The organism is Proteus sp. G2618, assembly GCF_009915995.1.
Classification (GTDB): Bacteria; Pseudomonadota; Gammaproteobacteria; order Enterobacterales; family Enterobacteriaceae; genus Proteus; species Proteus terrae.
Genome location: NZ_JAABNI010000015.1, coordinates 1 through 20,040 on the forward strand (window position 1 = coordinate 1; position 20,040 = coordinate 20,040).

Sequence of the window (20,040 nt, forward strand, 5' to 3'; positions counted from 1 at the left end):
CATGAACCGGAGTCATAACCGCCATTACCCCGAATTGTTTTTGCAATATCATCACGGGAGTGATCTGAAAACATAGCAATGATGCTTTCAAGTGAATTATTACCACGATACATAATCTTCTTTTCTTGCTGTCTGCGTTCGACAATATGAATAGATTTATCAGTAATAACTTTGAGAAATTGCTCTGCAAGCTCTGGCTCATCACGCGTTGCAAGAGCGATTTTATTAATACTCTTTTTGATGCAAAAAACGCAGTTTCCTAAATGTTCAGGTAAATCTAGATCGAAAGGTTGCTCACTCCACCAACCCAGAATATCTTGTTTTTCAAAGTCACTAATATCCGCTAAATAGGAAACATCATCTCTAATTTTTAAACGTTTTGGCTCATCAGCCCTAATTCCTATCCATGTGTGATATTCACCAAAAGTTTCTTTGCAATAGCGAGTAAATACCTCTGTTTTCATCGTTCGAGTACAAAAAGCACCATGAACATAAGGAGTACCGTATTTACTACAAGCATCTATCCACGGTTGTAGGTCATGCCCGATTTCATCTACTGAAATAACTTTGTAGGTATTAGCTTTTCCAAGCTCTGGATCAATAACCAAACGCAAGCAAACGAGGTCAATATTCCAGTGTTTAGCAACATTACGAATAAACTCATAAGTTTTAGGGTGTTCAGCACCTGTATCCATAAACACATGTTTAATCGTGAAGTTTTCTTTAGCCGCTTTTTGTTCAAGCAAATGAACCATGAATGCAGAAGAACGACCACCAGAAAAGCTAGATACGTGGATCATTACTGAGCCTCCTGTGACATTTCAGTCGCTTGCTTCCAAATACTGTTCCATGCTTGGCGACCAGAAAACTCACTCATACGGCGAATACCTGTCTTACCTGCTAGTTCAAGCGCAATTTCTTCAATACGGTTTTGAGGTTTAGAACGAGAACCAATTAAGCGTGAGAATGCACTGTCACGTTCAACGGTATCAACTTGAACCTTTGGCTCATCCTTTGGTTTTTGACTACGAACGATCAGCTCATCAAAGTGTTTACGTAACTTACGAGGACTTAAAATGTTTTGGTGCCAGAATGAATCTTTGTTGGCCCAGTCGAACAACGCACAAATTTGCTCATGAGTCCGCCCATCGATTTGACGCATCAAACGAATATCGTTCGCCCAGTCATACCAAGTAGGCTCTAGCGCAGATGGATTCAGTTTTTTAACACGACCAAACATCCATTTTGCCGTTTTCAAATCACCTTCATCACCCCATTTCTGGAAATTAGTGCTGTAAATCACTGCTTCTGGATAACGAGTTAAAAAATCATTTTTCGGCTGGTCGCTGGATTCGTTAGAATTCTGCGACGAAGGGTCTTTAGTGATCTGTAAGTTTCTATCTGAGTTAAGATCTGTATAAAGATAGGATTCCTCACTTTCGACGTTTCCATGATTCTGCATTTCTGCGGTTTCCATTCCGCAGTTTCGACGTTCCGATTCCTCACTTTCGACGTTTCCATTCCTCACTTTCGACGTTTCAGAAATAGACGGGAAAATCATAGAGATAAGTTTATTTCCATCTATCTTGTAGTGAGTAACTGGCGTGCCATTGACCTTTTTTGTTTTGGTTTCAATCACACCAGGGAAATATTTTTTACGTAATTTATCAACGAGGCGTCGAGCTTGCTCTTCACCAGAAAGTCCGTGAATTTCTTCTGCCAGCTCTTCATGGCTTTTATAGAACCAGCCATCATCAGCACTTGATGAAACACCAGACCAGAAGACAAGTTGATTTAAAATTGCAGACAAGGCATGAGCTTGCTGATCACCTTTGAAAAAATCTAAATAGGGAACAGGTATAACAATGACGTTTTTCTGCCCTGACATGGCTTGCACAACATCAAAAATAGTCGTCATAGCAACGCCTCACTTAACTCTTGTGTATTTTTCTTTAAATCGTTGCAAGGGTTCACATTGTGGATCGTCACAACCATCAAGCATAAAAATGACGCGCTGTTTTTCTCTGTCATAACGAACAACATGAACAACGATACCCCTGTGATTTTTGTAGTAGCGATCAAGTTGGTTTGGGTTCTCATTGTTCATTGCCCGCCCTTAAACCATGTTTTGAATTGAAATCATCTACAAGCCAACGCATAAATTGGTAGTTTGTTTCTTCATAGCCTTCTGGTACTTTAATTTCATAGACAAAACGACCATCACGCATTGAAGCCCGTACTTGCGTACGGCATGCTAAGTTTGATAATCTACTCATGCTAATTTCTCTTCACACAATTGAAATTTGCAAACCGAAGCCAGCGACCGTACATCGTTGGCTTCACCCTTTCTGGATATAGCCATCTTTAATTTCTCTTTTGATGTAACGAAACAAACGCATTCATAAATGTGCGGATCTGTGAAATTAATCCATCCAACATCATTTTTATCTTTTGCTCTTCTTCGTTATCAATAACGCCATCAGCCAAGCTATCTTTCATCAATAACGCTAAACGCCCCTGCATTTCGTCAACACCACTACGCAGTGCAAACAATTCCGTTTCATCCAGTTCCGCAGGACTAATTCTGTCAACGAGTAAACGATTTGATTCACGAGCGACAAATTCAGCAAATAAAACGGTCTTAGAAATATCTTGCATCGCTAACAACTCATTTAAATCAAATGAGCGACAACCGTTTTTCTCATAAAGCTTGTTGTTGAATGATGTTAAAGACAGACCAAGTGCTCCAGCCATTGCCTCACGCCCACCAGCTGTCGCCTCACACATTTCTTTCACTACCTGTTTTATTGATTGGTTACTCATTTCCTACCACCATAGATAAATTCTTGTAGTTAACTGCTTTAAACGGTTTTGTTATTGTTTGTATAAAATTCGGGACTGTATTTAAGAGCTCCTTTAGTTAATCTATCTATTTTCAAGGCTTGTTTTTCAGGAACAATAAGCGACCATTGACAAACAGCGCTATGAGAAACTCCAAGTGCCGAAGCTGTTTTTACCGTTCCCCCAAAATGTTCTAAAACTAAACTTTTAAGCATTACACTCTCCATAAAGTAAGCATACTTACAATTTAATGTAGCAGGATACTAATGTCAATAAAATGTAAGATTACTTACATGACGAGTGTGAATTTGAGGCCAACTATGGAAACAGTAGGAGAGAGAATAAAGCAGCGTAGACGACAGTTAAAAATGACTCAAAAAGATATAGCTGAACGTGTTGGTATATCAGCGTCAGCGGTTACTCAATGGGAAAGTGACAACACTGGTTTATCTGCAGAAAGTTTATTAAAACTATCATCCGTTTTGAATTGTAATCCAACATGGTTAATGTTCGGAACAGGACTTCCTGAGGATGATGTTAAATTACAAGCTGCTATTTATAAGTCTATACCTATCATTAGTTGGGTCCAGGCTGGAGTATGGACTGAAACATACTGTGAATCAGATCCTAGTGATTACAAATATGTTGATACCAATTTAAAATTATCAGATAAAGCATTTGCACTAATCGTTAAAGGTCAATCAATGACTACATACAACGGGGAGTTGAGTATTCCTGAAGGAGCAGTGGTTATAGTTGAACCTGATTATGGTTATCTAGATGATATAAATGGAAAAATAGTTATAGCACAACAAAAAGGTAGTGATGAAGCTACTATTAAAAAACTTATTATTGATGGACCAAACAAATACTTAGCTCCTTTAAATCCACAATTTAACCCTATTCAAATAAACGGTGACTGCGTTATAGCTGGTAAAGTTAAACAAGTCATTATAAATCTAGACTGATCCCAATCTCCTCACAAAAAAGAAAGAAATGTAAGATTACTTATATTTTTTTCTTGACTTAAAATGTAAGTTTACTAATATCTATACTAAATAGTTATTGAGAATACTTATGACAACTGAACCAGTAATCATACCGCCAGCTAATTTCACTGAGGCAGATATTGTTGATTGGATGGAAGAGAAACTATCGTCTATCAGAACCCTCAGTGAGTTAAATGCAGAACGTGAAGAGCTGGTGGATAAACTAGCAAAACTGGATACTGAAATAGCAGAGTACGCAAATAAAAGTGCTATTCAGACCCAAAGAAAATGATTTTTATGTGTGAAGAGAACGTGTGAAGAGAAACAATTGTGTGGAGGGAAATTAGTTATGAGTGAGAAAACTGATAAACAAAAAAAAGTAATTGAGCTTGTTATAAACGGCACTCCAGTTTCTTTTTATGATGCAAATAATGGAAATGTAATTAGTGCACTGTCATTTTTGCATTCAGTAATTGAAACGTTAGCTGGTGATAATGCAAAGCTTCTTAGTTCTGGCTTTACTTCTCAAATCATAATCGATAAAAAAGATTCAGATAATCTAGACGCTCGCCAATTTAGCAATGAAGAACTTGGCTTATCATCTGATTGTGAAAATGGAGGGCAACAAAAGTCACCCTATAGCAATGAACCTTTTATATATACAGGCAATCTCGATTTGTTATCATTAATTGATTGGTTGAGCCATGAGCATGATAAGCTGATCGCAATCAGACATGTAATAACAAATTCAAAGAATATTTTAAATCGCATACTAGAAGAAGCTGGTGCAGTTATTCAGCATCAAAGCCTAATAAATAATCTGCACCATCACCCAAATTCCAGTTTATTTTTAGACTCCAATCAATATTCGAATGATTTGGGTTCAATTTTATCTCATTTAAATAATCACGAACTGTTTCACAAAAATTATCAGGGGATAAATATTTCAAAAGAAGAAAAACCATTTGTGGAAGTGAAAGAGAGTTAATTTGATCCATTGAATACTTATATTCAGTTAGAATCGAGTGCCTTAAAGCAGAGTCACCAACAAACTTAACGAATGGCAATTTGGTTAAATCTATTTTTTCTTTATATGTTGCAATATAAATTTCAAGAACTAACAACATGTAGGCATGTATTTTAGCACTATCTTTATCGCCAGCTTTAGAATTATCGTTTCCATATATTGCTTTATAAGCAGGAAATGTTTTCATTTGTATTTTTTCAAATAGTCTAGCAATTCTTGATATACGCATAATAAATTCTCTTGGTTGTGTAGGAACTTCCAAGAATACCACCACCGCCTGAGGTGGCAAAATAATCAGGCACAATATTTGAAGTGTGAATCCATTTTTATTAGCAACACCAGGGAAATTTAATCTCGATTAATTCGAGAGGAATTCTTATTACCTAAAAGTTGTGTGGAGAGAATAATGTCTTATATTGCAACAGCAACAAATAAACATTTCTATTATCTAGATGTACGGCTCGAAGATATAGATATTCAAGATATTGCCAATGGCCTTGCTAATGAATGTCGCTTTAATGGACAGATTGATAATTTCTATTCTGTTGCTCAGCACTCGGTATATGCAAGTTATTTAGTTGCACCTAAATATGCTTTAGAAGCCCTACTTCATGATGCCAGCGAAGCTTATGTCAAAGACCTGTCATCACCACTTAAAAAGCTATTGCCTGAATATAAATTAATTGAATTACGTGTAGAAAAGATGATCCGCAAAAAGTTTGGACTACCTGAATCTATATCTGATGCAGTTCATTTTGCTGACTTAATGATGCTAGCCACAGAAAAGCGTGATTTAGAAATTGATGTAGACAGTAACTGGTTAATGCTTGAAGGTATTCCAGCAAGTGATTTTGTTGTTAACCCACTAACACCGCCACAAGCAAAAGCCTTATTCCTCCGCCGTTTTAATGAACTTTATAAGGGAACTGAAAATGGCTAACGGATCAGTAAACAAAGTAATTCTTATTGGCAATTTAGGGCGCGATCCTGAAATTCGCTACCTGCCTTCTGGTGGTGCTGTTGCCAATTTAGCTGTGGCCACAAGTGAAAAATGGCGAGATAAACAAACGGGTGACAACCGAGAAAAGACAGAATGGCACCGTGTCGTTCTGTTTGGAAAACTCGCAGATATCGCCAGTGGCTATTTGTGCAAAGGCTCTCAAATTTATATTGAGGGCCAACTACAAACGCGCGAATGGGATGATAACGGTGTTAAACGCTATACAACAGAAATTGTTGTAAAAGTTGGCGGTTCGATGCAGATGCTAGGTGGTGCTAGTAAATCAGCAGGGTCACAGTCGGCACAGCAAAATCAGCCACCAGCTCAATCTCAAGCACAGAGTAGTCAACCACCAATGGATTTTGACGATGATATTCCATTCGCACCGATTGGGCTGATGTATCCACGCCATTTAATTAATGTGATTTAGGAGGCTTTATGTCAATTACTCCAGAATTTGTAGAATATGATGAAAATGGTTATTGGGCTCATTCAAAACTGCCATATTCCGAAAATAGTAATGAAATTATGCAGTGGGTAGCGGATAACCAATTAGAGCAACGCTGTATTTATATGAGTGAAGATGTCGGAGAGAATACACCTGTTTTCCAAAACTATTTCACTCACGGTAACCCTAATGTATCAGCTTGGATGCCAACGGAACCTCCTGGTGAAGGCTGGTTTATTGGAGCTATATACGAAAGTGAAGATGGCCCCGTCTGCCGTTGGTTACGCTCTTCAAAATATCAATTAAAAGAACAGTTTTCAAAAGCCCATCGAGAAGCTGAAAAAACAGCTTATAAATATTTCTGCGCTTGCGATATCGGCGAAGAGAGAATTCAAGCACACGAAATCTACCAGCGTATTAGAACAGCTACGCGTATAGGTGGATGATATGAAAGAACGCGGAATTATTTTTAATGCAGAAATGGTGCGCGCCATTTTAGATGGGCGTAAAACTCAAACTCGTCGCATCGTTAAAAATGTAATGCCTGATAATGGAATATGGCTAAAGAAACCGACCAAAACAAGAAGCGGCACAACTACACATGTATTGGATGCTCCAAAATATAATTTATGTCCCCTTGGTAAAGCTGGTGATCACCTTTGGGTTCGTGAAACATGGATGCCTGATGCTCCTCGCGATGGAACTTGGGGTGATGTTGAGTTTTACGGATGTAAAGACTCACAATTAAGCATGATACCTGAATGCTATCGCACTCCAGAGCATTGTATTTATTGTGCATCTTGGGATGGTGCTGAAATGATTGGCTGGACTCCATCTCTACATATGCCTCGCTGGGCTTCACGCATCACACTAGAAATTATTGATGTTCGCGTAGAGCGTTTAAAAGATGCTGGAGATACTGAGTTTAAAGCTGAAGGCTACCCTTTAGAACGTGAATTAATTGGCGGTAGTATGGACCCGTTTTGCTGGTTTCGTAATCTTTGGGATTCTGTGTCACCTACTAACTTTAAATATGAAGATAATCCGTGGGTATGGGTTATTGAGTTTAAAAGGATTTAAATGTGGGTAAACAAAAACTAATTAATCAATTACTTAATCGTATTAATTGGGATGCTCAGGATGTTGGGATGATAAGACTTAGAAATGAAGATATTGGAAATAAACTTCAAGTTCGATGCACTGAATTATGGAAAGAATTATTAAATACCGTCAAACCAACCGATGATTTAATTAATCGATTAACTGCATTCCACAATGATGTTGAATTATCAGCCAAACAAACAGGATTGTATGATGAATAAATACACCAAGCTATCTGATTTCGAGATTAATAAACGTATAGCAGAAATGAATACTGAAAATAGATATGTTTACTTTGAAAAAGAGCAAACTATTTTTAGAAAGTTTAATAATGGGCAGACTCAGAAATTTAATCCGTGTAATTATCCAGTCGATGCAATGCCAATTATTATTAAAAATAATATTGATTTATTGAATGGCGTTAATGAAAATCTAGAATTATGTGAACACCATAGTGCATACACGCTATATGATTTTAAAAAACCAATAGCCTCTGACTCATTGAAGAATAGCAAGACTATTTATCGTCTTGCTATGGAAGTTTACTTAATGATTAAGGATGCTGAACGTGAAGCCAATACTTGATATGTGTTGTGGCTCTCGTATGTTTTATTTTGATAAACAAGATGACCGTGTTTTATTTAATGATATTAGAGCCGAAGAACATATTTTATGTGACGGAAGAATTTTAAATATAACACCGGATGTTATCTCTGATTTTAAAAATCTTCCATTTCCTAATAATGCATTTTATCAGGTGCTATTTGATCCTCCTCATTTAATTAGAGTTGGTAAAAATAGCTGGATGTTTAAAAAATATGGTTCGTTAAATAAAGACTCATGGAAAGAAGATTTAAAAAAAGGATTTACTGAAGCATTTCGTGTGTTAAAGCCAAATGGAACCTTATTGTTTAAGTGGAATGAAACTCAAATACCAGTTAAACAAATATTAGCTTTAACCAATGAAAAACCAACTGCCGTTCAGCGTGTAGGGAAAAACGATAAAACACATTGGATGGCGTTCTATAAAGGAAATCAGTAAATAATTACCACCAGCATTAACTAAACTGTGTACGGACAGTGTGGAGAGAAATTATGTACTTTGAATGCATACCGATTTCTATGTATTGCAAGCTATTTGGTGAATCACCTGACGCAATAAATAAACGGTTACAAAGACAATTCTGGCATGAGGGAGTTCAGGTTTTAAAAGTGGAAGGCTCCAAGGAGCGCTGGATTGATGTAACCGAGGTGAACAAATGGGCACGAAAAAACAAGATGCAACATGCCTCCCTAGGGGAGTTGTAATTAGAAAACATAGTGTAGGAGAAACAATCAATATAGCTTTTACATATAAAGGGGTGAGATGCAGAGAACCCCTTTCAAACTTAGAAATTTCAGCGAAGAATATTAAATACGCAGAAAGACTAATAGGTGAAATATATAACAAAATAGAAAAAGGCACATTTTCTTATGTTGAATACTTCCCTAACTCATCAAAAATAAAATTATTTGGTAGTAGAAAAGCTGGGCGTAATATAGAGGATTATCTCACGGAATACTTATCAATATGTGAAACTAGAGGCTTATCCCCTTCAACAATTAATGGCTACAAAAAATGCAAGACAGCTTTAAAAAAATTGCATAGTGTTTCCGTCTCTGAATTAACACCAGCAATGCTTAAAAATTGGATACAGTCTCAATCTACATCGTTAAAAACAATTAGAAACCAACTGTCTTTTTTAAGAAGTTCGATAGATGAAGCGGTTACTGATGGTTTAATTACAATGAACCCAGTTAACTTAGTTACAGCTTCAAGATACCAATCTGATAAAAATGAAAGTAACGATAATGAGTATATTGTAGATCCCTTTTCTCCTAAGGAGATTAATGCACTACTTGAATCATCAAAAGAGCCTCAGTGGAAGAATTTATTTAGATTTGCATTTAATACAGGAATGAGAAGTTCTGAATTATGTGCGATAAAATGGAGTGATATAGATTTCCTAAATAAAATTGCTCATGTAAATTCAGCAAGTGTTGTTGGAGTTATTAAAGGAACAAAAACAAGATCAGGGAATAGAAAAATTGAATTAAATGACCAGGCTATGTTTGCACTGCAAGAGCAAAAAGCGCTGACCTTTATGAAAGGTGATGTGATTTTTGAAGATCCTAAGAACAACAAAGCATGGGCTGGTGCTGATGCAATTAGGAAAAAAGCGTGGGTACCGACATTAAGAAAGGCTGGTGTTAGATATCGTAACCCTTATCAAACCCGACATACATTTGCGACAATGCATATCAGTCAAGGGGCAAACCTATTTTGGTTAGCAAATCAAATGGGTCATAAAGGGCCTGAAATGTTATTTAGACACTATGGATCATACTTATCTGAGTATGACGGCAATACAAATATAAAATCAAAAGTAAGCAATAAGTGAACAGCGTAATGACAGCAATATGACTACAAAAGAGCCGTATTTGACACGCAAGAAAATAAAATAAAATATTAAACATATAAAACAGATGTTTATAGAATTACAGATGCGGGTTCAACTCCCGCCAGCTCCACCAAATTTGGTGGGTCAGTGATAGGACAACGATTTCAAAAACAAGAAGTTAGCGAAATCACCAAGACTACACACTGACAACAAAAGGACTTGAAAGTGCACGCGAAATGCACGTGCATTTGAATAAAGAACCCTAAGGGTAACTCCTTAGGGTTTTCTATTTGTAACAAAGTGTAATAAATTATTTCTTTCAATCTCTACATTAAGAAGAACTCTAGAACAATATTAATTCATTAATTTTGAAATAATATGCATATCATCTAATTCCCTTACTCAACATACTAGAAGACAGCCTCTTTTATTTATATCTCCCTCTAGCTCCTTATTGTCGGATAGATGTAACCCACAATAAGGAATATTAAAAATGAAAATGACCTCACGCAAAAAAGAGATAATAGAATTATTTAAACCCGACAATCTTGAATGGGTAACCGGTGAAATTGGCTAAAATAGAAACAATAAAAAATATTGAAAATAAGAATTATTACCATTAAAATAATGATTTATATGTTAGTGCTCGTTACATATTAGGGTCTAGATATGACTAAAAAATACTATATAAATAACATGTTTTGGGGTTATTTTATGATGTTGGTGATGGTTTATCTTAATTATAACGATCACACTGTTGAAGGTGTATTAATGCTAACTTTAAGTATACCTAGTGCTATTCTTTTTCCTTTCTCCAAAATTCTTATCGAAAATTTCGCATTAAAATATACAACAAAAAAATTCTGGAATACTGGGTTATTTATTAATACTCCGGCTAAGCATGGTGGAGTAGCTCTATACCACTTATTTTGTTTTATATTTTCAATTCCATTTAGCATGATATATCTAGCTATATATTTCACAAAAAATAGGATAACCAATTAAAACCGATTATCCTATTTTCCTACATATTAAATACAGATCGCACCACTAACTTTTTCAACCAATGCATCATCAATCAAGGCACCTATTGTTGAGATGATTAGGGCATACCCTAAAATTCCAACAGGTCCGCCTATAATTAAACTAAAGGCAAAGGCCGTCAATGCCACCGCAGTTAGGCCAACAGTAATTGAAGTTGCTTTAACAAAAAATGGACGCCAATTTCCCGTTTTAACTGCATTTTTAAATTCAACAAGTAATTCCACTGCATTAATAGCGTGGTTGGTATATCCAAGCCCTTTACTAAATTTACCTAGGTTTGAAGCTAATTGTTTTGCATCAATAGATTCTAATGCTTTTATAATTGCGGCTCGATCTTTAGCATTAATTTTATTATTAATATTCTGCCCATATTTCTCATATGTACGTAAAGCATCTTCTACATTTCTGATTATTTTCCCTTTAGATTGTTCGGCTAACTCTCTAGATAATTGCGCTGCCTTTTTACCAAATTCCTGTGTTGCTTTTTCGTAAAATGAAATTGTGAATTTCACGCTATCTTTGATTTCATTAAATTCTTGCTCTTGCTGAGGGCGCGGATCTTTATCCTTAAGTTTAATTGCAGGAAAACCCGAATAAGCATATAAAGGTGGTAAATTTGAATTTCTAGGAAACACAATAATTGCATCATTAAATTGATGTGGATATGATGCTTCTATCCTTTTACTTTCTACTTTATTAGGTAATTCTACTTTTTCTGGATATGAGAACTTTTTATTTTCATTTGAATATTTTTGAATAATATTCCCTTGTAAACCAAGTCCACTATAAGAATCTACTGGTAAAAGCGCATATTCTACTCCCAAATTTTTAATATCCATAAGATAGCCATTGCCAATATAATTGGCTGGATACACAGGTACTTCTTTCGTTACCAATACACCATCGGTTCTAACTAACGCTACACTCGCTTTATTATTTTCTTTAATTACAGCCATTCTTACATTAACATTAACTGTACCGTTGTTTTTTGCAATTTCATTAAGTTTGCTAGACATTAAGTCAGGATTATTAATTAAGTTTTCTGCAAGAATAGTAGACATAAGATCAAACTCATTGAATGAATTATTATCAAATTCACTAAATTCCATAAATTTTACAGAGTTTACACTATTATCATCAATACTATTTTCTTTACTGTATAAACTAATAACAGACTCTACCAATTTATCTTGAACTAAATTAACAGCTTCTTTTGTAAGAAAATATTTCTTTTTAAATGTTTCGAGTTGCTCAATAACAACACCATTAAAATGCATTACACCTTTATTGGTAGCTAATTCTCTATTATTTGAGCTATTAGTTAGTTTCTTATTATTACTAGAAATAATAACAGGCTTTTGTGGTTTGTTTACTTTAAATTTAGTATTTGGATTAAAAGGTGATGACCCATCATTACCCATATTAGGAAACGGGTGTTTATCTTTATTACTGTCATTGTTAGTAGGTATTTTTGACCATGGAAAATAATCTGATTTAGCCGGCGCCACAATTAACTTATCTACTCCATTATTTACAACCCAACCCCCAGCTCCCATTTTCATCAGCACCTCCTGTAGTGTCATAAACAGTACCATTTTGCTTTATGTCTCGAATAATGTATTCAGGAAGATCAGGGTACTGATCAACATTAGCTCTTGTTACAATCATTTAAATTCCTTTTTATATTTAATAGCACACAATCACTGTATGCAAATACAGTGCAATCAGTAATAATCGTAATACAATTGTCTTATTTCGGCCACGTTCGGAATGGTTATCATTAGTATTTAATTCTTCCTTGAATTAAATATATTTGATTATTTACTGATTTCTGGTGCGCTATTGGTGTCCTGATTTTCTTTCTCTTCCACTTTCTGCGCTTCTTCCATATCACGCATTCGCACATTATAGATTGATTGCTCTGGCATCTGTACACGAACGGAAATAAAACGTCCATGAGGCAGTGAACAATTGAAAATGATTCAGTTTTTTTTTGGTTGTTTCTAAGCTGCCTATGCGGCAGTGAACTTTTTCTAACGCTTGGCGTTAATGTTCCGTCTTTTCTAAGCTGCCTATGCGGCAGTGAACATTAACACGCGGTTATTATATAAGGGCGAAAATTTCTAAGCTGCCTATGCGGCAGTGAACTAAGCCAATTTTTGAACGCTTATTTTTATTACTTTCTAAGCTGCCTATGCGGCAGTGAACGAGGAGTAAACTTGTTCGAGATTTCGCAGACATTTCTAAGCTGCCTATGCGGCAGTGAACAATAGCATTATCGTGAAAAAACAAGCTAAAGCAAGGTGTTAGCAACGTTTAACTATTTTTACCTTATTAAAAATGTCAATGTATAGAATATTGTTTTTATTGCAATTTTTAAAGAATAAAAAATAAAAGGGTTAAGCATTGAATATTTATATTAAAACTAAAGTACAACAATCTGCTTTCTTTTTTCTTTCTGACTCGACCTATAGCAAGAAAATATGCTGATATTACTCAATTGCAAATTCAATTTGTTATAGGTCGATACAAGCTCCAGCTACAACAATGGTTAATCAACTACCTTCTATGCCCTACAAAAAGAAACTGCAAAGGTAATGTCACGATATCTAACGCTAATGTTACTGGCAGTAAGACTCGAGCAGATCTTGGACCAAAAAACTCCTGCTTATATTGGTAAAACTCAACTTTGAATGGATGATAGAATTGCATTAAATAGGTTATATCTTGCTCTTTATTTTTTTTATGTATAGTACCGACTAAATTTTGTATCAATGCTGAACACATCTTTGTATTATCATTACATGAAAAGCCGTATTTTATGATTGCCATTTTATCCTTTTCTTCAGTCCAACGATAATTAAGTTCCATTCTTCCTGAAAACTCTTTTCTTTTTGGATCAATAACAAATTGAGCTTGTTGTTCAACGATAATTTTGTCTCGGAATATAACCGGATCTTTCAACATACTTACGATATTATCACCGCCACTACTCAGTAAGTAGTCAAAATTTTCCCCAACAAATACCCACCCAGTATTTCCATTAATATCATTCGCTAACGAAAGAGCGATAATAGTATCTGAACCCCAATTAGATTTATGATAATCAGGATCACGGCCAGTAGTATATAATAAACCAAATGATAAACAACCAGATAGCATAGAACAAACAAGTGAAATACTTATTAATCTAATCATAGTTAATTTGATATTATATCTTTTAAACATAGAGAAAATCCTTTTATTCAAAGCAAAAAATTATTAATCTTATAAGTGAATACCCATCTATAACATACTAGCCATTTAATCTGAGTACGCCATATAACTAAATCCTAAAAATAAACAACGCTTAGTAAATACTATAAACTACGTAATTTTAATTTCTGCCATCTACATTATCGAAAATATTTTAACGAAGAGATAAGTTAAAAATTTAGTCATCATTTATAATTTATTAACCTTCATTCTATTGCCACCTTTCTTTAAAATGACAACGTAATAATAAAAAATCAACTAACCAATCACTGCACATAAATACTTTAAGATAGGGAAATACACCACCAATGATCATACCGAAGCCAACAGAACCCAGATAAGTAGCAGTGGAGAAAATAATATCCGCACACGCTTGGAATTAAGGGCGTACCTATATGATCATAATGCTATCAATGAAGATAAAGATCGTAATTTCGAACCTTTTGTGGAAACAAACTGGATTTATAACAGTAAACAATATGGCGTGAAAATGGATGGTAAACAGTTTAATGTCACCGGAAACCGCAATGTCGGGGAAGTGAAAATTGGTATTGAAGGTCAGATCAATAAAAATCTAAATTTATGGGGAAACGTCTCTCAACAGATCGGGGATCCTGGTTATAGCGATGCACAGGAAGTATTTGGTATTAAATATATGTATTAATTTTTTATCGTATCCTTATCTATAATTAAGCGGTTTGTATCCGTATCGATACAAACCGCTTTAATTTATATGGACTGATTTTTATTCAATTTATAGAAAATAGGTAATCATTAATATAAACATGGAAAAGATACTATAAACCAACACCTATTTTTATTAACAAAAAACATTTAACTAATAACTATGTGAATAATTTTTGTATCTGTATCCTTGAGATTTCATACACTCAGCTATTAGCTCTGGCTTTTCATTTGAACTTACTTTGGCAATACCAATATCATACTTACATTTTGCTAATATATTTTGAGAATTTTCATAACTTATGCCTTCCTTATACCAACCAGGGCCAACAACACACCCATTTAATATAAACATAGATATAAATAAAAAGTATTTAGTGTTTATTTTCATAATTTTTAAAAAACATATGATAGGCCGATTATATTTACTAATCCATATTTTTGTTTTGTAATTGGACTATCTGCCATATCACCAAACAAATAATAACCACCTGATTTTAGATTAACAAAGAGTCTTTCGCTTATTTTATAATTCACTCCAATTAAAACACCGGCATCTTTAATTCCAGAGTTTGGTGTATAAATAGAGTAATCAGAATTAAGTGACTGCTTTTCCGTGACACCAAAATAAGCCTGACTGTAATTTTTGTTTATATATCTTGTAGATATATTAGAGTCAATAGACCAATTTTTATTTATCTCAAAATGTGAATTAATTCCAAGTTCAAACCGAGTAGCATTATCAATATTTTTTCCACCATAATCTCGATGGCCAAGTGCGGTCAGTGAATTTATATAAAAAGAATGCCCTACAATACTATAACTCAGTTCAACACCTGCACCTGCGGCTCCTTTAAGATCTCCCATTCCTTTTAAGTCTTCGTTTTTATCACTAGAGAAGCCGATTTCTTCCTTACGCCCCTGCATATACGTTCCAAGTAGTGCAATATGAATATTATCAAAAAGATTAAATTGCCACCTCGCGCCACTAGTACCTATACTGAATAGACCAAAACTATTTGTTTCTGTTGTATATTGCAACATAGCATCTGGAATTAAAATATACTTATCCGATCCTTCGTATGGCGAAGACATGCCAATACCTGCACCTATTTTTAACTCACCAGCATAAGAATTCGAGCACAGAAAAACACCAAAAATGGGGATTAAATATTTAAATGACATATATATTCCATTCTTTATTAAAAAATTATTTATTTAATTGACTTATTAAGGACACTCTTGATTTTTCGACATATAACTTAAGACCGTTAGCGTCATAAAACGCTTTTTCGTCCCCATTATTTAAATTTTTTATTTTATCCAATAAATTAAATCGGTCTCCTTTACTAGCAATAAATATATCCACTTCTTGATTATTTAATATTTGGTAGCTGTAATGAAGATCACTAACAATATCTGGATAATTAAGGTTATTAACCAAGTAATATCCCGGTGTTGCTAAACTATCCGCATAAATAAGTATGTCATTATTATTTAATTTAACTTTCCAGGAAGTACTTCCTGGCAAATGCCCAGGCGTTAGTAAAGCAGTAAAAACAACCCCAGAAAGCTCAAAAGATTCATTATCATTTAATATTAGATCCACCTTCACTGGAGGAAATAATAATGCATTACCTAAAGCAAAGTCATTAGCACCACCTAACGCTAATTGTTCTGCATTTATTGTATTCGAAATAACACTGGCACCACTTATTTCCTTTAGCTTTCTTATACCACCAGCCTGATCTAATCTTGCATGGCTATTAAGAATATATTTAACATCCTTAATATTAAAACCTAATTTTTCAATATTACTTTGGATTAATTCTGCGCTTTCACTTAAACCAGCATCAATAAGAACATGACCTTCCTCTGTGGTGATCAATATCGAAGTTAAGTTTTTTGTTCCCACATACCAAACTTGAGGCGCTATTTTAAAAGGTGCTATAGGTTTAGCCCATTGTTTAAATATACTTTTGGGTGGTGCTGTTGATAAAGGTTGTTCAGGATGCAGCGATGCATGGACTGCGATTGGCGTAACCAATCCTTGCATATAAAGCAATGCAATTAATGTTAGCTTTTTCATATATACCATCATTTGTTTGTCATTAAGCCGAGATAATAGTATAAATAAATTGAATCCTGCTCATTTATAAAGAGACAAAATGAATCTAGCTCAATTTGATTTTAATCTCCTCAAAGTGCTCTATGCATTGCTTTTGACAGGAAGTACGAAAGAAGCGGCTCATAAACTAGGAGTTTCACCATCAGCGGTAAGTCATGCATTAAGTAGACTACGCTTAACACTGGGTGATCCTTTATTTAAACGAGAAAATAATATTCAAGTCCCCACACCATTTGCTTTAACGCTAAAAGCAAAATTGGTTCCTCTTTTTATTTCTCTAAATGATGATCTATTTACCGATACATTTGATGGCTCAAGAAATTTTAAGGTGGTTTGCCCCCCAGCTTTAATGGATATTATTACCCCAACACTATCTAAACTCTCTTTTGAGTTGGACTTTTATGCTGAGTGTATTCCATATCAACGCCGCTCTTGGCGAGAAGAAGTGCTTGATGGTACTGTAGATTTAGTCTTTGCTGTTGGCGGAGATCAAAACCCAGTATCGTCTTTAAAATTTGAAACTATAGGAACAAGTAGGCTCATAATTATTTATGGAGAACCATTAAGATCCTCTTTAAAAGATATTGACGATTTTAGTCTTGAACAATTGGTTTCTTATAAACATGTCTATTGTTTACCTTGGTCTCAAGATGATAATGAACTTGATAGGCAATTGCGTAGAAGAGGATTATTTAGAACAATCGGATTTAAATGTCCTGAATACGCACAAGTTATACCCGCTATTAATAGTTGCCCATATATAGCTGTTGTGCCTGAACCGTGGCTAGAAAATCAACCGTTCAAACATACTGTTTATAAAATTAAACTTGTTGATAGTCTTGCTATAGGCAATTTATTTATGATGAATAGAAAATCAATGCTACCGTGGAAGAAAAAAATTATATCATCAATTAAATCAAAAATTGCTATGTACTATAAACCTACTAACCAATAACGGCGTGTAGACATTTTTACAAAAGAAATATCTATATACGAGTGGATAAAATTTATTAGGTAAGGGCCCTAGCTTTGATACTAGAGCCTATTAGGAATAACTTGATATAAAATACCGCAAGTAATTTAAAGAGTAATAATTTTCGAACCTATCATTGTCGCTTTTCCGCCCACTCTCACTCGACTGATCGTATTTTCCGTTGAATCAATAATAACCTGAATAAGAGAGGAACATTGCATTGCACGCCCTTGCTCTAATAGAAAATGGGTTTTATGAGGGAAAACATACTTAACAAGATAACAGCCTAAAGCGCCACTAGAACTCCCTGTTGCAGACTCTTCATTGATACCATATAAAGGTGCAAAGTTGCGACAATGTGCAGCAGTTTCTTTATCTTGGCTAAGCTCGAAAACATGAAAACCGATAGTATTAAATTCACGACTTAGATTTGCTATTGTATCAAAATTAGGCTTTAGCATATCTAATTGCCCAAATTGCACGGGGATCAAAATATCGGATAATCCCGTTGAAAATATTTCAATGGGCAAACCGGTTTCTAAGATAACTTCGCGATTTATTCCCAACGCAGCAGCCACAGCGTCAACACTTGGAGCTTGTCGTGAAATGGGTAGTGTTTGCTCCATAACGACATTTTCAGTATCAATCGCTACGCTTAAAATACCTGCTTTCGTTTTTTGTGTGTAATGACCAGAAGCCAATAAGTTGAGTGAAGATAAAGTGAAAAAGACGGCTAATGTAGCATGACCACAGAAATCAACTTCTCCTTCTGGAGTGAAAAAATCAACCTTAAAATCAGTCTCTTCGCCTTGATAAACAAAGGCCGTTTCAGAAAAGCCGACTTCTTTAGCAATAGCCATTTTCTGTTCATTGCTTAATTGAGGGGGATTAAGTACTACGCCAGCAGGATTGCCACCTTTATTATTTTTAGTAAATGAGTTTACAAGGTGTACTTTGATCTCGTGCTCTACTGAGCGTATAACTTCATTTTGCATATATTTCTCGCATTGCTTCAAATAGCATTAAGTCTGTGTGTAAAAAAGTGTTCTAACTCTATCTGGTCTAACTCTATTTAAATATCTTGTTTTTTAGTATTAGATAAGATGCTCACTAATTAGGGTAAACTTCCGATACACTATCTAACCCTTGCGGTCTTTGTTCAAATATGACGCTTTTCTTACCATCCTCTCGGATAATCTTTAAGATATAGATACTATCAAAATCACTATTTTTCCATTTAGGGATTAATTTAGGATCTCCACCCTCTTGTTTCATGATATCTCGTGCAACTTTAACTAAATTATCGTGCTCCCATGCAATAAAAATAACTGAATTTTCATATTGCTGACTAAGCAGATCTTCGCGTAATTCTTTTATCTCTTTAGCATGATATTGAAGATGGATAGGCAATGAGGTTTTAATGGCGAGAGGAGTAATTGTTTGAAGTGAACGTAATGAATTACCTAATTTACTTTGTTTAGGCGCAGCAGCGAATAATGCATCAGGTTTGCCAAATTGATTTATAAGCACATCAGGTAGCGCCAATGCTCTATTTAATCCTTTACAGGTCAGTTGCCCACTATCATTATCAGGTTTTTCACCATGTCTTATAAAGACAAGTGTTTGATCGGAATACGCCATATGACTAAATCCTAAAATAAATATGCTCAAAAATATAAATACACTGCGCATACAGCGTTACCTTTAAGTCGATTGAGTATAAGAAATATGGAGTGTTAAAACACATCTAACAGTAACCATAAACTCACCTGTTTTAAGTCATCCAGTCTATCATAACCAAAAGCATTTCAGAGGTGAGCGAGTCTTAGATAGCGTACATTTAGCCACTATTATAATCTCTTTTACCTTTATTCTACCTTCTAAACCCCTCAAGATTAATTAACAAATATTAAAATCGATCAAACAATTGTTAACGGAAAATAAAGGATCTCTTTAATTTTTAATTACTTTTTGTTTAGTTTTATAAAGTTGAATGAAACTTAAGTACTAAGCACATTTAGATAAAAAAAGGGAGGAGATCTCTTTTTCACAATAAAAATAGTGTGTTAAAAATCAATGCAAGCCTTTTTATCTCCCTTTATTTGGTTT

Annotated in this window: 27 protein-coding genes and 1 CRISPR repeat array; of the genes, 13 read left to right on the forward strand and 14 right to left on the reverse strand. The window is 34.7% G+C overall.

Annotated elements, in window-relative coordinates; translation table 11 throughout:
* From GWJ01_RS07475 to GWJ01_RS07500, 6 genes are all read right to left on the reverse strand, one after another.
* Window positions 1-800 (reverse strand): phosphoadenosine phosphosulfate reductase domain-containing protein (locus GWJ01_RS07475; protein WP_161710926.1); only part of this gene is annotated, 800 nt, incomplete at its 3' end.
* Window positions 800-1,918, reverse strand: coding sequence for a hypothetical protein (locus GWJ01_RS07480; RefSeq protein ID WP_036904900.1), 1,119 nt, complete (start codon window positions 1,916-1,918; stop codon window positions 800-802). The genes GWJ01_RS07480 and GWJ01_RS07475, both read right to left, overlap by 1 nt.
* A 9-nt stretch (window positions 1,919-1,927) precedes the next feature.
* Window positions 1,928-2,107, reverse strand: coding sequence for a DUF4222 domain-containing protein (locus GWJ01_RS07485; RefSeq protein WP_099660103.1), 180 nt, complete (start codon window positions 2,105-2,107; stop codon window positions 1,928-1,930).
* Entirely contained in the window at window positions 2,097-2,276 is a 180-nt protein-coding gene (locus GWJ01_RS07490; RefSeq protein ID WP_109395845.1) for a hypothetical protein, read from the reverse strand. Before GWJ01_RS07490 ends, GWJ01_RS07485 begins: the two co-directional genes overlap by 11 nt.
* 88 nt (window positions 2,277-2,364) lie before the next feature.
* Window positions 2,365-2,823, reverse strand: coding sequence for a YmfL family putative regulatory protein (locus GWJ01_RS07495; RefSeq protein ID WP_161710927.1), 459 nt, complete (start codon window positions 2,821-2,823; stop codon window positions 2,365-2,367).
* A gap of 38 nt (window positions 2,824-2,861) precedes the next feature.
* The gene (locus tag GWJ01_RS07500; RefSeq protein WP_135022261.1) at window positions 2,862-3,056 is read right to left on the reverse strand and encodes a Cro/CI family transcriptional regulator; all 195 of its coding nucleotides are present in this window, start codon (window positions 3,054-3,056) and stop codon (window positions 2,862-2,864) included.
* A 105-nt stretch (window positions 3,057-3,161) separates the two neighbouring features.
* On the opposite strand from GWJ01_RS07500, the gene GWJ01_RS07505 reads away from it, so the two are divergent.
* Both GWJ01_RS07505 and GWJ01_RS07510 read left to right on the forward strand, forming a co-directional pair.
* The gene (locus GWJ01_RS07505) at window positions 3,162-3,809 is read left to right on the forward strand and encodes a LexA family protein (protein WP_135022259.1); all 648 of its coding nucleotides are present in this window, start codon (window positions 3,162-3,164) and stop codon (window positions 3,807-3,809) included.
* A 109-nt stretch (window positions 3,810-3,918) separates the two neighbouring features.
* Complete coding sequence (locus tag GWJ01_RS07510) at window positions 3,919-4,122, forward strand: hypothetical protein (protein WP_161710928.1); 204 nt, start codon at window positions 3,919-3,921, stop codon at window positions 4,120-4,122.
* A 499-nt stretch (window positions 4,123-4,621) separates the two neighbouring features.
* On the opposite strand, the gene GWJ01_RS19035 is transcribed toward GWJ01_RS07510, so the two are convergent.
* Window positions 4,622-5,086, reverse strand: a complete 465-nt coding sequence (locus GWJ01_RS19035) for an ECs1072 family phage-associated protein (protein WP_442956556.1) — start codon at window positions 5,084-5,086, stop codon at window positions 4,622-4,624.
* Window positions 5,087-5,263: 177 nt separating this feature from the next.
* Here GWJ01_RS19035 and GWJ01_RS07520 point away from each other — a divergent pair, with 177 nt between their 5' ends.
* The 9 genes from GWJ01_RS07520 (at window position 5,264) to GWJ01_RS07560 (ending at window position 10,852) form a co-directional block, all read left to right on the forward strand.
* Window positions 5,264-5,797 (forward strand): HD family hydrolase, encoded by a 534-nt coding sequence (locus tag GWJ01_RS07520; RefSeq protein ID WP_161710930.1) that lies wholly within the window; start codon window positions 5,264-5,266, stop codon window positions 5,795-5,797.
* On the forward strand, window positions 5,790-6,287 hold the full coding sequence (ssb, locus tag GWJ01_RS07525) for a single-stranded DNA-binding protein (protein WP_161710931.1): 498 nt from the start codon (window positions 5,790-5,792) through the stop codon (window positions 6,285-6,287). The genes GWJ01_RS07520 and ssb overlap by 8 nt, the downstream gene beginning before the upstream one ends.
* Window positions 6,288-6,295: 8 nt before the next feature.
* The gene (locus GWJ01_RS07530) at window positions 6,296-6,751 is read left to right on the forward strand and encodes a hypothetical protein (RefSeq protein WP_161710932.1); all 456 of its coding nucleotides are present in this window, start codon (window positions 6,296-6,298) and stop codon (window positions 6,749-6,751) included.
* A gap of 1 nt (window position 6,752) precedes the next feature.
* Entirely contained in the window at window positions 6,753-7,385 is a 633-nt protein-coding gene (locus tag GWJ01_RS07535; RefSeq protein ID WP_161710933.1) for a hypothetical protein, read from the forward strand.
* 68 nt (window positions 7,386-7,453) lie between these two features.
* A complete protein-coding gene (locus GWJ01_RS07540; RefSeq protein ID WP_161710934.1) occupies window positions 7,454-7,627 on the forward strand; it encodes a hypothetical protein in 174 nt (57 codons plus the stop codon).
* Window positions 7,620-7,991 carry a phage protein NinX family protein gene (locus GWJ01_RS07545; protein ID WP_161710935.1) on the forward strand — a complete coding sequence of 124 codons (372 nt, stop codon included), beginning with the start codon at window positions 7,620-7,622 and terminating at the stop codon, window positions 7,989-7,991. The genes GWJ01_RS07540 and GWJ01_RS07545 overlap by 8 nt, the downstream gene beginning before the upstream one ends.
* Window position 7,992: 1 nt before the next feature.
* On the forward strand, window positions 7,993-8,448 hold the full coding sequence (locus tag GWJ01_RS07550; protein ID WP_442956557.1) for an SAM-dependent methyltransferase: 456 nt from the start codon (window positions 7,993-7,995) through the stop codon (window positions 8,446-8,448).
* 217 nt (window positions 8,449-8,665) lie between these two features.
* Window positions 8,666-9,847 carry an Arm DNA-binding domain-containing protein gene (locus tag GWJ01_RS07555; RefSeq protein WP_161710936.1) on the forward strand — a complete coding sequence of 394 codons (1,182 nt, stop codon included), beginning with the start codon at window positions 8,666-8,668 and terminating at the stop codon, window positions 9,845-9,847.
* A gap of 669 nt (window positions 9,848-10,516) precedes the next feature.
* Window positions 10,517-10,852 (forward strand): colicin E1 family microcin immunity protein, encoded by a 336-nt coding sequence (locus GWJ01_RS07560; RefSeq protein ID WP_161710937.1) that lies wholly within the window; start codon window positions 10,517-10,519, stop codon window positions 10,850-10,852.
* Window positions 10,853-10,878: 26 nt separating this feature from the next.
* Here GWJ01_RS07560 and GWJ01_RS07565 read toward each other — a convergent pair whose 3' ends face one another.
* From GWJ01_RS07565 to GWJ01_RS07575, 3 genes are all read right to left on the reverse strand, one after another.
* Window positions 10,879-12,453, reverse strand: coding sequence for a colicin-like pore-forming protein (locus tag GWJ01_RS07565; RefSeq protein ID WP_161710938.1), 1,575 nt, complete (start codon window positions 12,451-12,453; stop codon window positions 10,879-10,881).
* Window positions 12,419-12,559, reverse strand: coding sequence for a hypothetical protein (locus GWJ01_RS07570; RefSeq protein ID WP_161710939.1), 141 nt, complete (start codon window positions 12,557-12,559; stop codon window positions 12,419-12,421). Before GWJ01_RS07570 ends, GWJ01_RS07565 begins: the two co-directional genes overlap by 35 nt.
* 332 nt (window positions 12,560-12,891) lie before the next feature.
* Window positions 12,892-13,159: a CRISPR direct-repeat array (repeat unit 28 nt; unit sequence TTTCTAAGCTGCCTATGCGGCAGTGAAC).
* Window positions 13,160-13,450: 291 nt separating this feature from the next.
* Window positions 13,451-14,119 (reverse strand): hypothetical protein, encoded by a 669-nt coding sequence (locus GWJ01_RS07575; RefSeq protein ID WP_231135699.1) that lies wholly within the window; start codon window positions 14,117-14,119, stop codon window positions 13,451-13,453.
* Window positions 14,120-14,435: 316 nt separating this feature from the next.
* On the opposite strand from GWJ01_RS07575, the gene GWJ01_RS07580 reads away from it, so the two are divergent.
* Complete coding sequence (locus tag GWJ01_RS07580) at window positions 14,436-14,810, forward strand: autotransporter outer membrane beta-barrel domain-containing protein (protein ID WP_337247767.1); 375 nt, start codon at window positions 14,436-14,438, stop codon at window positions 14,808-14,810.
* A 416-nt stretch (window positions 14,811-15,226) separates the two neighbouring features.
* On the opposite strand, the gene GWJ01_RS07585 is transcribed toward GWJ01_RS07580, so the two are convergent.
* Both GWJ01_RS07585 and GWJ01_RS07590 read right to left on the reverse strand, forming a co-directional pair.
* The gene (locus GWJ01_RS07585; protein WP_109402567.1) at window positions 15,227-16,015 is read right to left on the reverse strand and encodes a MipA/OmpV family protein; all 789 of its coding nucleotides are present in this window, start codon (window positions 16,013-16,015) and stop codon (window positions 15,227-15,229) included.
* A gap of 25 nt (window positions 16,016-16,040) precedes the next feature.
* Entirely contained in the window at window positions 16,041-16,886 is an 846-nt protein-coding gene (locus tag GWJ01_RS07590) for an HARLDQ motif MBL-fold protein (protein WP_227003185.1), read from the reverse strand.
* A 112-nt stretch (window positions 16,887-16,998) separates the two neighbouring features.
* On the opposite strand from GWJ01_RS07590, the gene GWJ01_RS07595 reads away from it, so the two are divergent.
* Complete coding sequence (locus GWJ01_RS07595; protein WP_161710940.1) at window positions 16,999-17,913, forward strand: LysR family transcriptional regulator; 915 nt, start codon at window positions 16,999-17,001, stop codon at window positions 17,911-17,913.
* Window positions 17,914-18,038: 125 nt separating this feature from the next.
* Here the strand turns inward: GWJ01_RS07595 and GWJ01_RS07600 are convergent, their stop codons facing one another.
* Both GWJ01_RS07600 and GWJ01_RS07605 read right to left on the reverse strand, forming a co-directional pair.
* The gene (locus tag GWJ01_RS07600) at window positions 18,039-18,926 is read right to left on the reverse strand and encodes a PhzF family phenazine biosynthesis protein (RefSeq protein ID WP_109392935.1); all 888 of its coding nucleotides are present in this window, start codon (window positions 18,924-18,926) and stop codon (window positions 18,039-18,041) included.
* A 115-nt stretch (window positions 18,927-19,041) separates the two neighbouring features.
* Window positions 19,042-19,623 carry a histidine phosphatase family protein gene (locus tag GWJ01_RS07605; protein ID WP_109392934.1) on the reverse strand — a complete coding sequence of 194 codons (582 nt, stop codon included), beginning with the start codon at window positions 19,621-19,623 and terminating at the stop codon, window positions 19,042-19,044.
* Between the last annotated feature and the right edge of the window lie 417 nt (window positions 19,624-20,040).

Excerpts from the sequence above, each read along its gene's own strand:
- GWJ01_RS07480 (WP_036904900.1), bottom strand. The coding sequence starts at position 1,918 with ATGACGACTATTTTTGATGTTGTGCAAGCCATGTCAGGGCAGAAAAAC.
- GWJ01_RS07485 (WP_099660103.1), bottom strand. The coding sequence starts at position 2,107 with ATGAACAATGAGAACCCAAACCAACTTGATCGCTACTACAAAAATCAC.
- GWJ01_RS07490 (WP_109395845.1), bottom strand. The coding sequence starts at position 2,276 with ATGAGTAGATTATCAAACTTAGCATGCCGTACGCAAGTACGGGCTTCA.
- GWJ01_RS07495 (WP_161710927.1), bottom strand. The coding sequence starts at position 2,823 with ATGAGTAACCAATCAATAAAACAGGTAGTGAAAGAAATGTGTGAGGCG.
- GWJ01_RS07500 (WP_135022261.1), bottom strand. The coding sequence starts at position 3,056 with ATGCTTAAAAGTTTAGTTTTAGAACATTTTGGGGGAACGGTAAAAACA.
- GWJ01_RS07505 (WP_135022259.1), top strand. The coding sequence starts at position 3,162 with ATGGAAACAGTAGGAGAGAGAATAAAGCAGCGTAGACGACAGTTAAAA.
- GWJ01_RS07510 (WP_161710928.1), top strand. The coding sequence starts at position 3,919 with ATGACAACTGAACCAGTAATCATACCGCCAGCTAATTTCACTGAGGCA.
- GWJ01_RS19035 (WP_442956556.1), bottom strand. The coding sequence starts at position 5,086 with ATGCGTATATCAAGAATTGCTAGACTATTTGAAAAAATACAAATGAAA.
- GWJ01_RS07520 (WP_161710930.1), top strand. The coding sequence starts at position 5,264 with ATGTCTTATATTGCAACAGCAACAAATAAACATTTCTATTATCTAGAT.
- ssb (WP_161710931.1), top strand. The coding sequence starts at position 5,790 with ATGGCTAACGGATCAGTAAACAAAGTAATTCTTATTGGCAATTTAGGG.
- GWJ01_RS07530 (WP_161710932.1), top strand. The coding sequence starts at position 6,296 with ATGTCAATTACTCCAGAATTTGTAGAATATGATGAAAATGGTTATTGG.
- GWJ01_RS07535 (WP_161710933.1), top strand. The coding sequence starts at position 6,753 with ATGAAAGAACGCGGAATTATTTTTAATGCAGAAATGGTGCGCGCCATT.
- GWJ01_RS07540 (WP_161710934.1), top strand. The coding sequence starts at position 7,454 with ATGATAAGACTTAGAAATGAAGATATTGGAAATAAACTTCAAGTTCGA.
- GWJ01_RS07545 (WP_161710935.1), top strand. The coding sequence starts at position 7,620 with ATGAATAAATACACCAAGCTATCTGATTTCGAGATTAATAAACGTATA.
- GWJ01_RS07550 (WP_442956557.1), top strand. The coding sequence starts at position 7,993 with ATGTGTTGTGGCTCTCGTATGTTTTATTTTGATAAACAAGATGACCGT.
- GWJ01_RS07555 (WP_161710936.1), top strand. The coding sequence starts at position 8,666 with ATGGGCACGAAAAAACAAGATGCAACATGCCTCCCTAGGGGAGTTGTA.
- GWJ01_RS07560 (WP_161710937.1), top strand. The coding sequence starts at position 10,517 with ATGACTAAAAAATACTATATAAATAACATGTTTTGGGGTTATTTTATG.
- GWJ01_RS07565 (WP_161710938.1), bottom strand. The coding sequence starts at position 12,453 with ATGAAAATGGGAGCTGGGGGTTGGGTTGTAAATAATGGAGTAGATAAG.
- GWJ01_RS07570 (WP_161710939.1), bottom strand. The coding sequence starts at position 12,559 with ATGATTGTAACAAGAGCTAATGTTGATCAGTACCCTGATCTTCCTGAA.
- GWJ01_RS07575 (WP_231135699.1), bottom strand. The coding sequence starts at position 14,119 with ATGTTTAAAAGATATAATATCAAATTAACTATGATTAGATTAATAAGT.
- GWJ01_RS07585 (WP_109402567.1), bottom strand. The coding sequence starts at position 16,015 with ATGTCATTTAAATATTTAATCCCCATTTTTGGTGTTTTTCTGTGCTCG.
- GWJ01_RS07590 (WP_227003185.1), bottom strand. The coding sequence starts at position 16,886 with ATGCAAGGATTGGTTACGCCAATCGCAGTCCATGCATCGCTGCATCCT.
- GWJ01_RS07595 (WP_161710940.1), top strand. The coding sequence starts at position 16,999 with ATGAATCTAGCTCAATTTGATTTTAATCTCCTCAAAGTGCTCTATGCA.
- GWJ01_RS07600 (WP_109392935.1), bottom strand. The coding sequence starts at position 18,926 with ATGCAAAATGAAGTTATACGCTCAGTAGAGCACGAGATCAAAGTACAC.
- GWJ01_RS07605 (WP_109392934.1), bottom strand. The coding sequence starts at position 19,623 with ATGCGCAGTGTATTTATATTTTTGAGCATATTTATTTTAGGATTTAGT.